Genomic DNA, 15233 nt, shown 5'->3' on the forward strand with positions numbered 1-15233 from the left:
GCAGGAAAGGTTTATTGGATACTCAAATTCTATCGTTCTCTCAAAAGCTACCCCAACAATTGACAAAGGACCAAAATTCAAGTAATTTATTGAAAATATTTAGCATAGAGAAAGCTTTTTTGATACACTTACTATGGTACATAATAAAAGTAACGTAGTGTGTCTCAAAGTAGAAAGGGGTTCATTAGATGAACGACAAAAAAGTCTATTCATACGAATGGGCTGGCCGTCCTTTAGTAATAGAAGTAGGACAGTTAGCAAAACAAGCAAATGGCGCCGCTTTAGTGCGCTATGGTGAAACGGCAGTACTTGCTACTGCAACGATGTCAAAATCACCAAAGCCATTAGATTTCTTCCCACTAACAGTGAATTATGAAGAGCGTCTATATGCAGCAGGGAAAATTCCAGGTGGTTTCATTAAACGCGAAGGTCGTCCTTCTGAGCAAGCGGTATTAACAAGTCGTTTAATCGACCGTCCAATCCGACCAATGTTCCCAGACGGCTTCCGTAACGAAGTACAAGTGATCTCAATGGTGATGTCAAATGACCAAGATTGTCCATCTGATGTGGCGGCAATGTTTGGTTCATCTTTAGCTATTGCTGTTTCTGATATTCCATTTGACGGCCCAATTGCGGGTGTACATGTTGGTTATATTGATGGTGAGTTCGTTGTCAATCCAACGGTGGAGCAAGCGGCACAAAGTACAATTCACCTGACAGTAGCGGGGAATAAAGATGCAATCAACATGGTAGAGGCAGGCGCACTAGAAGTCCCTGAAGAAATCATGCTTGAAGCCATTATGTTCGGTCACGAAGAAATTAAAAAATTAATTGCTTTCCAAGAACAAATTGTAGCTGAGGTTGGAAAAGAAAAACGACCAGTTGAATTATATGAGCTAAATGAAGAATTGACTGCTAAAATTAAAGAAGCTTGCGAAGCAGATATGAATGCTGCGATTCAAACGGTAGATAAGCAAGAGCGTGAAGAAAACATCACGGCAGTAAAACAGCGTATCCTTGAAGCATACGAGGCAGAAGAAGTAGACGAAGAAACATTAAAGCAAGTAAAAATGATTTTAGATAAGATGGTGAAGGATGAAGTTCGCCGTTTAATTACAGAAGAAAAAATTCGCCCAGATGGTCGTAAACAAGACGAAATTCGTCCACTATCATCTGAAATTGGTTTATTACCACGTACACATGGTTCAGGTCTGTTCACGCGTGGTCAAACGCAAGCATTATCGATCTGTACATTAGGTGCTTTAGGCGATGTACAAATTATTGATGGTCTTGGTGTAGAAGAGTCAAAACGTTGGATGCACCACTATAACTTCCCACAATTCTCAGTAGGGGAAACAGGTCCAATGCGTGGTCCTGGCCGTCGTGAAATTGGTCACGGTGCTCTTGGTGAGCGTGCACTACTTGCGGTTATTCCAGATGAGAAAGATTTCCCATATGCAATCCGCTGTGTATCGGAAGTACTGGAATCAAATGGTTCTACATCTCAAGCATCTATTTGTGCATCGACTTTAGCGATGATGGATGCAGGTGTTCCATTAAAAGCACCAGTAGCAGGTATTGCGATGGGGCTTGTGAAAAAAGGCGAGAACTATACAGTATTAACGGATATTCAAGGGATGGAAGACCACCTTGGTGATATGGACTTTAAAGTTGCTGGTACAGCTAAAGGTGTAACAGCACTTCAAATGGACATTAAAATTGATGGTCTTTCACGTAATATTTTAGAGGAAGCATTAACACAAGCGAAAATTGGTCGTATGCAAATTTTAGAGCATATGATGCAAACAATTGATCAGCCGCGTGAACAGCTTTCTAAATACGCACCGAAAATTGTGATGATTCACATTAATCCAGATAAAATCCGTGATGTCATCGGACCTGGTGGTAAACAAATCAACAAAATCATTGAAGAGACAGGCGTTAAAATTGATACAGAACAAGACGGTACAATTTACATCTCTTCAGCGGACGAAGCGATGAACCAACGCGCGAAAGAAATCATTGAGTCCATCGTACGCGAAGCAAAAGTAGGCGAGTACTACATGGCAACAGTGAAACGTATCGAAAAATTTGGCGCATTCTGTGAAATCTTCCCAGGTAAAGACGGTTTACTACACATTTCAGAAATTCAAGAAGAACGTACGAAACAAGTAGAAGACGTATTAAAACTGGGCGATCAGTTACTTGTAAAATGTATCGAAATCGATGCACAAGGTCGTGTAAACTTATCGCGTAAAGTGGTTATCAAGGAAGAAAAAGAACGCGCTGAACAAGCGTAATAGAGAAAATGAGAGGTTGTACTTCGGTGCAGCCTCTTTTTAAATAAGAGAGGGAAATATGATATCGGTAACTTCATGTAAAAATGGTGTAAAAATTGTATCGGAGCAAATTGACCATGTTCGTTCACTATCTGTTGGGGTTTGGGTGAATGCAGGATCTCGTTATGAGCGTCCAGAAGAGAATGGTATTACACATTTTATTGAACATATGCTGTTTAAAGGGACAACAACGCGCTCTGCTCGTCAAATTGCAGAGGAATTCGACCGCATTGGTGGGGAAGTAAATGCATTTACGTCCAAAGAGCATACATGTTATTATGCGAAAGTGCTAGACCATCACGGTGAACTAGCAGTTACGATTTTAGCGGATATGTTTTTTAATTCAGCATTTCTTCCGGAAGAAATTGAACGTGAGCGACAAGTGGTGCTCGAAGAAATTTATATGAGTGAAGATGCACCGGATGATGATGTGCATGAAATTCTTTGGAGCGTGATGTATCCAGATGATGCACTTGGTCGACCAATTTTAGGGACAGCACAGACATTGGCCACATTTGATGCACAGATGATACGAAATTACATGGCTAAGCATTACATACCACAGAACATCGTCATTTCTGTAGCAGGTAATATTGCAGAAGGTTTACTTACAACAATTGAGGAGTTATTTGGCTCGTTTGAAGCATCACCTGTAGCACAAGAAGCGATGTTAACAAACCCGGTGTTTCATGCGGGAGAGGTTGTCAAAACACGTGATACAGAACAAGCCCATATTGCGATCTCCTTCCCTGCAATTGGGGTGAAGAATCCGAATATGTATAGCTTTATTGCGCTAAATAACATTATCGGAGGCAATATGAGTTCGCGTCTTTTCCAAGAAGTACGTGAAGAGCGTGGCTTGGCATACTCGGTATTTAGCTATCAATCCAGTTACGCCGATGTTGGAGCATTTACCATTTATGCAAGTACGTCTAAGCAAAACTTAGACGCCTTGCAACATCAAATTGATAAAACATTATTTGATGTTGTCACAGGTGGTGTGACGGAAGAAGAATTAGAAAATGCGAAAGAGCAACTAAAAGGAAGCTTCGTACTCGGCTTAGAAGGGACAGAAGCCCATATGAATCGCAACGGTATGAACGAGCTTGTACACGGGCAGCACCGATCTGTCGATGACATATTAGCCCGTATCGATGCCATTTCAATGGAATCTGTCGATGAGCTGATTGAGCATATTTTAAAAGCAGAGCCGGCCATTGCGATTATTGGTCCGTAATAAGGGACAGGGGAGCCGGAAAGTTGTTACTTTCTTGCTCCCTTGTTCTTTCTGCATCATTCATTTAGAAAAACTCTCTCTTCTTATATGCTCGAATGGAAATTTTTAAAATAATAACGTAAAACGCACAACTAATGATTGGCATAATCATCATTCGTATATAAAATGTTTCCTCAGGTCCGATTAAGCAAAACGCTGCATGGGGAATCATGATGACAAATAATGAACCGAATGTAGCTAATGCATTGTCCACTGAACTTTTCGTTATTTTCTCGTTTGTGAAAATAAAATACTGCTGTAGGGCGATTACTACAATGGCACTACCGAAAAAGCCAGTGAAAAACCCCCAATGCTCTTGTGGATTTTCATGTGTAATCCCTGTGCTCCCCTGAAATAGTGCCAATACGATAAAAATGATGGATACAAATAGGAAAGAGAACGTGTAGCTGCTTTTTACAATAGATTCCCTTTTAAGCGGCATTGTCTGAAGCGTGCGATAAAAGGTGTTGTTTGATAAAAAGGTTGAACTTGTAGCTACATTTATTGCAATAATATAAGCGAAAATCGGAATGTTTGATACAGGAAATAGAAAGCCCATAATAGGTAACAATACGATTAAAAATAATAACGTTTTCTTATGTAATTCAAACTGTAATCGTAATAAAGCATACATACAAATCCCTCCTATACAAAGTCGCGGCGCTCATATAGCCGCACGATCAAGCGGAAATTAATAACCGTCAGCCCCATCATCGCAATCGTAAAAATAAACAGGGCAATAGCATAATCTCCTGTAGACGATAAATGTTTGAAGAAAGAAATAATGAATCGATACCCACCTAGCATGATGAGGAGGACAATCGCCGTTAAAAAAAGTCCGGAGCCAGATTTTAATGTATATTCGAGTAGGAATAATACATTAAAAAATAATAGCGACCCCCCAATTAATACGGAAATCGTTGTGAAGGCAAGTGTAGTACTGACATCTGCTCGCATAGCGGTATACAGTAAAAACAAAGATACAAAGATCCCTCCATAAATGACACATACTTGAAGCATATAGGAAAGCTGCATTTTCACAATTGTCTGGGCGCTAATCGGCATCGTATGTAACATCGGACGGTATTTTTCCTGTATACTAAAAAAGTCTAACGTGATATAACCAACTGCAAAGAAATAGCCAGTTAACATTACGGTGCCCGTATCCGAAATGATGGTCAAAATAGTCGCGATGATGGCACTAATGGTTGCAGCTAAAATAAGTTGTGTTTGCATTAGTGAAAAAAAGTAACGAGTTAACATATTTACCATCCTCAATCACGCTCCTTTAACGAAAAACACCATCACATCATCAATCGTTGGTTTTTCCAATGTAAATGCAGGGCTAACAAGTGTACGTTTAACAAGTAGCTCTACGCCAAACGCCGATTTTCGCTTCCCAAAAATCGCATGCTCCGGGATTTCTTTTGATTGTGCCACTGTTCCTTTCCAAAGACCGTAATCGTAGAGCAATACATCCTTGCTTTCACTAAATAAAATTTCCCCTTTATGTATAAACGTAATGGTATCCGCAATTTTCTCTAAATCACTTGTAATATGCGAGGAAAATAAAATGGAGTGCGATTCATCTTCCATAAAGGTAAGTAACATATCGAGCACTTCATCTCGTACAATCGGGTCGAGGCCGCTTGTCGGTTCATCTAAAATGAGCAATTTCGGATGATGCGATAAAGCAAGGGCAAGGGATAGCTTCATCTTCATGCCTCGCGATAAATCTTTTACCTTTGTATATTTCGATACATCCAGCTTTTCAAGCAAGTCAAAAAAATACGTGCTATCCCAATTTTTATATACGTTGCCGTAAAATTTATTTAAATCAATGCCAGTTAAGCCATCTGGAATATGGAGTTCATCAAACACAACGCCAAGGTCTTCTTTCATTTCGACTTCATGCTGTATATGATTTTTACCAAATACAAAGATTTCTCCAGTCGTAATTTTCAGCAAGTTCAATATACACTTAATCGTTGTCGATTTACCCGCCCCGTTTTGGCCGATAAAGCCCATGACAGTTCCTTGCTCCAAGCTAAACGATAGATCACGTAGCTCGAATTCCCCTATTTTTTTATAAACATGTTTTACTTCAATCGCATTCATTTCCCCTCATCCTCCAATAACAATGTCATCAGTTCAAGTAATTCAGCGTGCGACATGCCCGCCGTACGCGCAAGTCCCGCAGCTTTCATCAAATGTTCTTCTAACTGCCGAATTAATGCTTCTCGTAAAAAATCTTGATTGCGCTCCGCAACAAAGCTCCCTTTCCCCGCGACTGTTTCGATAAAACCATCTCGCTCTAAGTCTGCATACGCCCGCTTTGTTGTCATCACGCTAATCTTTAATTCTTTTGCAAGCATACGAATGGAAGGGAGTGCATCACGAGGAAGCAATGTCCCACTTAAAATAGCCTGCTTCATTTGTTCGGTAATTTGTTCATAAATTGGCTTTTCACTAGCATTACTTAGTTTAATCATCACGGATCTATCCTCCTTCAGCCTAACTGTATATATACAGTATATACAGATGTTGGGTTTTAGGTCTAGGGAAAAGAATTATAGTTCTCGTCACACAATAGGAAATCGTATGCATATAGTAGTGTTAAGCTCGTTACTGAGGAGGGAAATAATGCGATTATCTGAGTTGGCAGAGAAAGAACTAATCGAAGTGGAAAATGGCACAAGGTACGGTTATTTAGCTGAATCGGAATGTTTATTCGATACAAAAACAGGAAAAATTCATGGTTTTGAATTAACAGCACCAATGCGTTTGCCGTTTGCCAAAAAGAAACAAGAACATGTATTTATCCCGTGGGATGAAATTTTACTGATTGGTGAGGACCGCATTTTATTTCAAAAAATTCGAATAAAAAAGTATGATCGAAAATGACAGAGCGTTGGTTAGTAATCGGTATGGACGCTCGGATGAAGGAACTTGCCAAGAAAATGTCATCACCAAATCGAACAATTTTTTATAAAAAGGCGACAGGTTGGGATGCAGGGGTCAATGCAACAGTACTTGATTTTTGCCCAGATAAGGTTGTGCTCCCAATTCAGCCATTAACACTGGATGTTCCACTTCTTCTTGGTACAAAACATGTCACATTTTTTACAGGTCGTTTAACAGATGATTGGCGTGGAATGCTTAAGCAAGAAAAAGTCGTTCCGTATTTAGAAAATGAATCATTTATTTGGAAAAACGCTGGACTAACAGCAGAAAGCTTTATTTCATATCTTTATGAAAAAAGGCAAACGATTCGCGGTAAACATTTTATTGTGACAGGTTTCGGACGTGTCGCGAAGTTGCTTGCGCAAGCATTAACAGGCTTACATGCCGACGTTACAATTGCTGTACGTTCTCACACACAAAAATATGAAGCAGCTATGCTTGGATATGAGGCCATCTATTTACAGCCTCAATATATAAAAGAAGCAACAGCACTGATCAATACAATACCTGCACAATGGCTAACACAGTCATTTAGCGAAGTGATTAAGATGCCGATTTATGATTTAGCTTCAGCACCAGGGTGTTTATATTATGTGACACGTAGTGACTATGAGTTACTGCTTGCATTACCTGGGAAGTACTTCCCTGATGATGCAGCACAGCTCTTATATGACTCAATTGTGGAGGGGTGTGAATGTTAGAGGGAAAACGAATTGGGCTCGGTATTACAGCTTCACATTGCACATACGAAGATGTCGTGCCCAAAATCAAATACTTTACAGACGCCGGTGCAACGGTCGTGCCGATTATTACGCCATCCGTTTTGCACGCAGCAACACGTTTTGGCACAGGGGAAGAGTGGATTCAAAAAATAGAAGCACTGGCGGGGGAAAAAGTCGTTTCATCCATCGTAGAGGCAGAACCTTTTGGACCAAGAAATCCACTTGATTGTATGGTGATTGCACCAATGACAGGTAACTCGATTAGTAAATTTGCCAACGCAGCAACCGATTCACCGGTATTAATGGCTGCCAAAGCGACATTGCGCAATGGAAGTCCGGTCGTATTAGGGATATCGACGAATGATGCACTTGGTTTAAACTTTATGAATATAGCGAAGTTGATGAATGCTAAAAATGTATATTTTATACCGTTTGGGCAAGATGATCCTATCAATAAACCGACGTCAATGATCTCTGATTTCAGTAAAATGCTCGATACTGTGCACTATGCGCTCGCTTATAAAAAACAATTACAACCTATAATTATACAGTTTTTGAAATAATCAAATAACCGTACACAATTCACGTTTTTTATGATACAATATCCAACATTATGTAACTAGATTTTTATAGGAGAGATGAAATAATGACAAAGCAATATAATGTCGCTGTAGTCGGTGCAACTGGCGCAGTTGGTTCGAAAATGATGGAGCAATTAGTGAAACGTAATTTCCCAATCGGTTCTATTAAATTTTTAGCATCAGCACGTTCAGCGGGTAAGCCAATGGACTTTAATGGCACAACATATACAATTGAAGAAGCAACACCAGAAGCTTTTGAAGGTGTGGATATCGCTTTATTTTCAGCAGGTGGTTCTGTATCAGCAGCATTAGCGCCAGAAGCAGCAAAACGTGGCGCGATTGTAATCGATAATACGAGTCATTTCCGTATGGATCCAGAAGTACCGCTTGTTGTACCTGAAGTAAATCGTCATGTATTAAAAGATATTCCGAAAGGTATTATCGCCAATCCAAACTGTTCAACAATTCAAATGGTCGCAGCACTTCAACCAATTCGTGAAACATTTGGTTTAACAAAAGTAGTTGTATCTACATACCAAGCAGTTTCTGGCTCAGGTATTGCCGCAATTGAAGAACTAAAAGCGCAATCTGAACAGTGGGAAAAAGGCAAGGATGTAGAGGCAAATGTTTTACCTGCCAAAGCAGATAAAAAACATTACCCAATCGCACGCAATGTTATTCCGCAAATCGATAAATTTACAGACAATGGTTACACATATGAAGAAATGAAAATGATTAACGAAACGAAAAAGATTATGGAGCTACCGGCCCTTCATGTTGCGGCAACTTGTGTACGTGTACCAGTTGTGTCAGGTCACTCTGAATCGGTCTATATCGAACTTGAGAAAGAAGCAACAGTTGAAGAGATTTTTGCTGCATTAAAAGATGCACCAGGTATCGTATTACAAGATGATATCACGAACCAAGAATACCCAATGCCAATTTATGCGGAAGGTGAAGAACCAACATACGTAGGTCGTATCCGTCGTGATTTAGATAATCCAAAAGGCTTCCACTTATGGATTGTTGCTGACAACTTATTAAAAGGTGCAGCACTAAATTCAATTCAAATTGCAGAAGCGATGATTGAGGATAACTTATTATAAAGGAGTGCGGAGTATGAATATAGGTCGTATCGGAACGGCAATGATTACACCGTTCAAAAAAGATGGCACGATTAACTATCCAGAATTAGAACGCATTATTAATCATTTAATAGACAATGGGACAGATGCGATTATTGCATGTGGTACAACATCAGAAAACCCAACGATGTCTACTGAAGAGAAAATTGAAGTAGTTCGTTTTACAGTCGAAAAGGTTGCAGGTCGTATTCCAGTCATTGCAGGTACTGGTGATAACGAAACAGCTTACTCGATTATGATGACACATAACGCGGAAAAAAACGGTGCTGACGGCATTATGCTCGTAACACCTTACTATAATAAACCAAACCAACGTGGTATGTATGCTCACTTTAAAACAATCGCGAAAGAAACGTCGCTACCGGTTATGCTTTATAATGTCCCAGGTCGTACAGGGGCTAACATTGCAGCTGAAACAGCTATCGCCTTAAGTCGCGATGTCGAAAATATTACATGCATTAAAGAAGCAAGTGGTAACTTAGATCAAATGGGTGACATTATTGAAAATGTAGAACCGGATTTCAAAGTGTACAGCGGGGATGATGGTTTAACATTACCGCTCTATGCCATTGGTGGTGCAGGTGTTATTTCTGTCGCATCACATGTTGTAGGTAGTGATATGCAATTAATGTTAAAAGCATTTGATGAAGGCAACCATGAATTAGCTGCAAAAATTCATCGAGCATTGCTTCCGCTTGTGCGTGCACTATTCGCACAGCCAAACCCATCACCGATTAAATATGCAATGACAAAACTTGGATTTGATACGTTAGACGTGCGCATGCCAATGATGGAAATGCTACCTGAAGAAAAAGCAACATTCGATCAAATTTGGGATACGTACCAAGAAAAAGCAAAGCACTTCCGCGAATTAGCGGTACAATAATAAAGTTTTACAAGCCGGTATGAATACTCTTCATGCCGGTTTTTATATTGCGGAAGAAAAATATAAAATGAAGGTTCCTTCTATAAAATACATTGTGAACTAATTTCACCCTATTGATATTTTGAAAAATTATCAAATTCATTGTTTTTTTAATTTGTGCTAATGCTAAACTCCACGTATAATGAGATTTAAGTGGTTGCTGTTCGGGATAATTTCATCATAAATAAAATTTTTATATAGAGAAATGTCTAGGTGTTCATGCTATTTGTTGGAGTGCTTGTGCTACTCACAGATGAGCGAGCATGAATGCGCTTTTCTTAGGAGGAAATATAGTGAATAAAACGAAAAATGAAGTAATCCGAATTATTCCACTTGGTGGAGTAGGGGAAATCGGAAAAGCAATGTATGTAGTTGAAATCGACGAGGAGCTTTTCGTTGTAGACAGTGGGTTAATGTTCCCAGAAGACGAAATGCTAGGGATCGATATTGTCATTCCAGATATTACGTACTTAGAAGAAAATAAAGAACGTGTAAAAGGGATTTTCTTAACACACGGACATGAAGATGCAATTGGTTCGCTTGCATACGTATTACAAAAAATAAAAGCACCGGTATACGGTTCAAAACTAACGATTGCGCTTGCAAAGGAGCATTTAAAAGAATTACCTGCACCGCATCAAGTAAAATTCTTTGAAGTAACAAATAAAAGTCGCATGAATTTTCATTCGACATATGTAACCTTCTTCCATACAACACATTCCATTCCGGACTCATTAGGTGTTGTATTCCATACGTCAGAAGGAGCGATTGTGCATACGGGCGAATTTAAATTCGATCAATCGGCACAAGGAAAGTTCCGTCCAGATTTAGCGAAAATGGCACAGCTTGGTGAAGAAGGCGTATTTATGTTATTGTCTGATTCGACAGAAGCAGAACGTCCAGGCTATACGACGAGCGAGACGGTTATTGCGGAGCGTTTAGCAAAAACGTTTCATGCGGCACCAGGGCGTATTTTAGTTGCTGTATATGCATCGAACTTTATTCGTATTCAGCAAGTTTTTACGCAAGCGCAAAACTCATTCCGCAAAGTAGCGGTAGTGGGCAAATCGCTTGAAAAAGTTGTAGACCTTGGGGTGAACTTAGGTTATTTAGATATTGATGAAGATATGCTTATTCCTGTAAGCAATATTCATAAATATCAAGATGATGAAATTGTCATTATTGCAACAGGTAATCAAGGGGAGCCATTAGAAGCGCTTGATAAAATTGTACGCAAGCATCACCGCGATATTAAAATTAAAGACACAGATACAGTGCTTATTACATTTACACCGTCACCAAGTATGGAAGTGCAAATGTATAACACAATGAACCAAATTGCCAAAGCAGGGGCGCAAGTGTTAGCAGCCGACAAAAAAGTACATGTTTCTGGTCATGGCAGTCAGGAAGATTTAAAGTTAATGTTAAATCTAATGCGACCAAAATATTTTATCCCTATTCAAGGGGAGTACCGTATGCTCATTGCTCACTCGAAGTTAGCCCAGTCAATCGGTATGAAAAAATCACAAATCTTTATCGCGGATAAAGGGGATATTGTCGAATGTAAAAATGGCAAAATTCGGATGAGTGGGCGTGTACAAGCCGGCAATGTTTTAATTGATGGGATCGGTGTCGGAGACGTGGGCAATATCGTATTACGTGACCGAAAACTACTTTCGCAAGACGGTATTTTTATCGTTGTTGTGACGCTAAACCGCGCACAAAAGAAAATTGCGTCAGGTCCCGAAATTTTATCACGTGGATTCGTTTATGTGCGTGAATCAGAAGAACTTATGATCGAAGCTTCAGAAATCGCGCGTACAGTAATTGAAAAGTATGTAAATAAAGATACGTTTGAATGGACAAATATTAAACAAGAGATCCGTGACGAACTAAACACTTACTTATTCCAAAAAACGAAACGCCGCCCAATGATTATCCCAATTATTATGGAATATTAAGATGCAAAAAAGGATTTTCTTTCGCTCACATGGCAGAAAGGAAATCCTTTTTTTCGAATGGGTGTGTAGAGGATGTTTATTCAAGAAAGTAGGTGAAATGATGGCGAGAAAAAAGAATAAAAAAAGAGAAACGGGACAAACAAAAGCAAGTAAAGAGCTGCATCCGTTAGCTTATGAAATTATAGGCGTCATGCTCATCGCTTTTGCGATGATTGCATTTTTTGAACTTGGTTTAGTCGGGCAAGTCGTTTATACGGTATCCATGTTTTTGTTAGGTAATTTACATTTCTTTGTGCCGTTTTTATGTGTTTTTATCGCAGGTATGTTAATGGTTAGAAGACGCGGTGTGAAGCTTAATAACCGTATTATTATCGGTCTAATGCTCATGTTGGGTAGCTTTATGGTATTTAGTCATTCTATTCTTTTTGAACAACTGCATCAAGCGAAGTTATTATTAAGTGATTCCGTTCTTCGTGAGACGTGGCGTATTTTAATTGATTCAGATGGAGTAATCAATCGTAGTGATTCTCTTGGTGGTGGTTTAATTGGTGCTTTTCTCTTTAGTATGTTTCATGTGTTATTTGATGCAACGGGTGCGAAAATTGCAGCGATGGTGTTAATGATTATAGGGCTGATTTTAATTACAGGAAAAGCGCTCGTCCCCTTCATTATAGAAAAAGGACCGAGCGTGAAAGAGAAGGTTAAAGGAATGAAAGCGGCAAAACCCACCGGACGCACCAAACGAAAAAACGGAACCCAAGAGGAAGCGGCGGTCGCAGCAGTAGAGACAGTCGCAACGGTAGAGACGATGGACTATTATGAACCTGTGATTTCAGCCTTTACCGAAAATGTAGAGCAAAGTGGACGGGATGAGTTTGGTGCAGATGAAGATGATGGACGTGTAATAGATGAAACGATCGATGTCACAAATTATGCTGAAAATGCCTTTTATAAAATGCCTTCCTTACAACTATTAAAGGCACCGCCAGAACATGATCAAAGCGGAGAATATAAAGTGATTCAAGGGAATGCTAAAAAACTAGAACAAACCTTTCATAGTTTTGGTGTGAAAGCACGTGTTACACAAGTACATCTCGGTCCAGCTGTTACCAAATATGAAGTACAGCCCGATGTCGGCGTAAAAGTTAGTAAAATTGTGAGTTTGCAGGATGATTTAGCGTTAGCGCTTGCAGCAAAAGATATTCGCATTGAAGCACCGATTCCTGGGAAGTCTGCAATCGGTATTGAAGTGCCGAATAGTGAGATTGCGATTGTCACATTAAGAGAGGTGCTAGAGTCTAAAGAAAATAACCGTCCAGATGCAAAATTATTAATCGGCTTTGGTCGAGATATTACAGGGCAAGCCAAGTTAGCAGAGCTAAATAAAATGCCACACTTACTTGTCGCAGGTTCTACAGGGAGTGGGAAGTCCGTATGTATTAATGGGATTATTATATCGATTTTAATGCGGGCAGCACCGTATGAAGTGAAAATGATGATGATTGATCCGAAGATGGTGGAGTTGAATGTATATAATGGCATTCCGCATTTGCTTGCGCCTGTAGTGACAGATCCGCGTAAAGCAGCACAAGCTCTTCAAAAAGTAGTGTCTGAAATGGAACGGCGATATGATTTATTTTCCCATACAAGTACTCGAAACATCGAAGGGTATAATGAATACATTGACCAACATAATTTAGAACATGAAGAAAAACAATCGAAACTTCCCTACATTGTGGTGATCGTAGATGAGTTGGCTGATTTAATGATGGTTGCGCCAGGAGAAGTAGAGGATTCGATTACGCGTCTTGCACAAATGGCACGTGCGGCGGGGATTCATTTGATTTTAGCGACACAACGACCGTCAGTTGATGTCATTACCGGGATTATTAAAGCGAATATACCATCACGTATTGCATTTGCAGTATCGAGTGCGATTGATTCGCGCACAATACTAGATATGGGCGGTGCTGAACGGCTACTTGGTCGAGGAGATATGTTGTTTTTACCAGCAGGCGCTTCAAAGCCAGTACGTGTACAGGGCGCCTTTTTATCAGATGGAGAAGTACAAGCGGTTGTGGATTATGTTATTTCACAACAAAAAGCTCAATACGAGGAGGCGATGATCCCTACGGATGAACCGGTACAAGAAATGACCGATGAAAAAGATGCTTTGTATGATGAGGCGGTTCAACTTGTCATTGATATGCAAAGTGCATCCGTTTCCATGTTACAACGCAAATTTCGAATCGGTTATGCACGAGCTGCACGGATTATGGATCAAATGGAGATGAGGGGCGTAGTAAGTCCGCCGGATGGAAGCAGACCAAGACAAGTATTAGTCACGAAATCAATGATGGAATAACGATAAATGACAGTATATTTCGTCTTTTATGAATTATGTCTAAAATGAGCTTATTCCACCATAATAAACAAATTAATATATACTTTTTGCTGAAATGTGTTTTCATCAGAAGCTAAAAGTGTTATATTATTCAACGAATTAGTAGGAATGTTGTACATCAGATGTCTGATCTCTAATTTGGTGGTGGTTGATGTGACAATAAAAACAGATCATCGTCATTTGTACTTACAAGTAATTGATCGTTTAAAATCAGATATTGAAAAGGGGATTTATCAAGAAAATCAAAAACTTCCTTCTGAATTTGAACTGTCAAAATCGCTTGGAGTCAGTCGTGCAACTTTACGTGAGGCGCTAAGATTGCTGGAAGAGGAAAACGTTATTGTACGTCGTCATGGCGTAGGAACATTTGTCAATCCGAAACCAGTTTTTACATCAGGAATTGAACAGCTTTCGAGTATATCATCAATGATTGAAAAGGCAGGTATGGAACCTGGCTCAATTTTTATGAGTGCAATGGAAGATGAACCAACAGAAAACGATTTAAACCGATTCCAAACCGACATTGATGACAATGTAATTACAATTGAACGTGTTAGAACGGCAGATAGTGAACCGGTTGTGTACTGTATAGATAAAGTACCATCAAGCTATTTGCCAAAACAATTTTTGAAAAATGAAGATTTATCTATTTTCTCTGCCCTTGAAAAGTCGGGACATATTCGTGTAGCGTATGCCATCACATATATTGATCCAGTAGGCTATCATGAAGTTGTTTCACCGATTTTAAAATGTGGGCCAGAGACAGCTTTACTCGTATTAAAACAACTGCACTACGATGATAATGACAAAGTAGTGCTATATTCAAAGAACTATTTTAGAGCTGATAAATTCAGTTTCCATGTAGTTCGTAAAAGGGTGTAGAACATATTTTTATTTCCTACTAATTAAAAAATGA

General features: G+C 39.5%; 14 protein-coding genes. 10 read left to right on the top strand and 4 right to left on the bottom strand.

Translation table 11 applies throughout. From position 1 onward, the window contains the following. Nucleotides 1-188 precede the first annotated feature (188 nt). Both pnp and AC3II9_RS00010 read left to right on the top strand, forming a co-directional pair. The gene (pnp, locus tag AC3II9_RS00005) at nt 189-2300 is read left to right on the top strand and encodes a polyribonucleotide nucleotidyltransferase (protein ID WP_489152406.1); all 2112 of its coding nucleotides are present in this window, start codon (nt 189-191) and stop codon (nt 2298-2300) included. Between the two features lie 58 nt (nt 2301-2358). Then, nucleotides 2359-3576 (top strand): M16 family metallopeptidase, encoded by a 1218-nt coding sequence (locus tag AC3II9_RS00010; RefSeq protein ID WP_489152408.1) that lies wholly within the window; start codon nt 2359-2361, stop codon nt 3574-3576. A gap of 64 nt (nt 3577-3640) precedes the next feature. Here AC3II9_RS00010 and AC3II9_RS00015 read toward each other — a convergent pair whose 3' ends face one another. From AC3II9_RS00015 to AC3II9_RS00030, 4 genes are read right to left on the bottom strand one after another with little or no spacing between them, the layout of a single operon-like run. Next, nucleotides 3641-4249 (bottom strand): ABC-2 transporter permease, encoded by a 609-nt coding sequence (locus tag AC3II9_RS00015; RefSeq protein WP_489152410.1) that lies wholly within the window; start codon nt 4247-4249, stop codon nt 3641-3643. An 11-nt stretch (nt 4250-4260) separates the two neighbouring features. Then, on the bottom strand, nt 4261-4887 hold the full coding sequence (locus AC3II9_RS00020) for a hypothetical protein (RefSeq protein ID WP_489152412.1): 627 nt from the start codon (nt 4885-4887) through the stop codon (nt 4261-4263). A gap of 6 nt (nt 4888-4893) precedes the next feature. After that, nucleotides 4894-5733 carry an ABC transporter ATP-binding protein gene (locus tag AC3II9_RS00025; protein WP_489152414.1) on the bottom strand — a complete coding sequence of 280 codons (840 nt, stop codon included), beginning with the start codon at nt 5731-5733 and terminating at the stop codon, nt 4894-4896. Then, the gene (locus AC3II9_RS00030) at nt 5730-6110 is read right to left on the bottom strand and encodes a GntR family transcriptional regulator (RefSeq protein WP_489152415.1); all 381 of its coding nucleotides are present in this window, start codon (nt 6108-6110) and stop codon (nt 5730-5732) included. The genes AC3II9_RS00025 and AC3II9_RS00030 overlap by 4 nt, the downstream gene beginning before the upstream one ends. 148 nt (nt 6111-6258) lie before the next feature. Here AC3II9_RS00030 and AC3II9_RS00035 point away from each other — a divergent pair, with 148 nt between their 5' ends. The 8 genes from AC3II9_RS00035 to AC3II9_RS00070 all read left to right on the top strand — a co-directional run bounded on the left by AC3II9_RS00035 (nt 6259) and on the right by AC3II9_RS00070 (nt 15199). Next, nucleotides 6259-6519: a YlmC/YmxH family sporulation protein gene (locus AC3II9_RS00035; RefSeq protein WP_489152417.1), complete on the top strand. Its 261-nt coding sequence runs from the start codon at nt 6259-6261 to the stop codon at nt 6517-6519. Continuing rightward, nucleotides 6516-7280, top strand: coding sequence for a dipicolinate synthase subunit A (locus tag AC3II9_RS00040; RefSeq protein WP_489152418.1), 765 nt, complete (start codon nt 6516-6518; stop codon nt 7278-7280). Before AC3II9_RS00035 ends, AC3II9_RS00040 begins: the two co-directional genes overlap by 4 nt. Beyond that, nucleotides 7274-7864 (top strand): dipicolinate synthase subunit B, encoded by a 591-nt coding sequence (locus AC3II9_RS00045; protein ID WP_489152420.1) that lies wholly within the window; start codon nt 7274-7276, stop codon nt 7862-7864. Before AC3II9_RS00040 ends, AC3II9_RS00045 begins: the two co-directional genes overlap by 7 nt. Before the next feature lie 83 nt (nt 7865-7947). Then, entirely contained in the window at nt 7948-8988 is a 1041-nt protein-coding gene (locus AC3II9_RS00050; RefSeq protein WP_391366508.1) for an aspartate-semialdehyde dehydrogenase, read from the top strand. A gap of 13 nt (nt 8989-9001) precedes the next feature. After that, on the top strand, nt 9002-9913 hold the full coding sequence (dapA, locus tag AC3II9_RS00055) for a 4-hydroxy-tetrahydrodipicolinate synthase (RefSeq protein ID WP_489152422.1): 912 nt from the start codon (nt 9002-9004) through the stop codon (nt 9911-9913). A 332-nt stretch (nt 9914-10245) separates the two neighbouring features. After that, nucleotides 10246-11913 carry a ribonuclease J gene (locus tag AC3II9_RS00060; RefSeq protein WP_489152424.1) on the top strand — a complete coding sequence of 556 codons (1668 nt, stop codon included), beginning with the start codon at nt 10246-10248 and terminating at the stop codon, nt 11911-11913. A gap of 97 nt (nt 11914-12010) precedes the next feature. Beyond that, nucleotides 12011-14278 carry an FtsK/SpoIIIE family DNA translocase gene (locus AC3II9_RS00065; protein WP_489152426.1) on the top strand — a complete coding sequence of 756 codons (2268 nt, stop codon included), beginning with the start codon at nt 12011-12013 and terminating at the stop codon, nt 14276-14278. 192 nt (nt 14279-14470) lie between these two features. Further along, nucleotides 14471-15199: a GntR family transcriptional regulator gene (locus AC3II9_RS00070; protein ID WP_489152427.1), complete on the top strand. Its 729-nt coding sequence runs from the start codon at nt 14471-14473 to the stop codon at nt 15197-15199. The last annotated feature ends 34 nt before the right edge of the window (nt 15200-15233 follow it).

Source organism: Lysinibacillus sp. RU7, assembly GCF_057837305.1.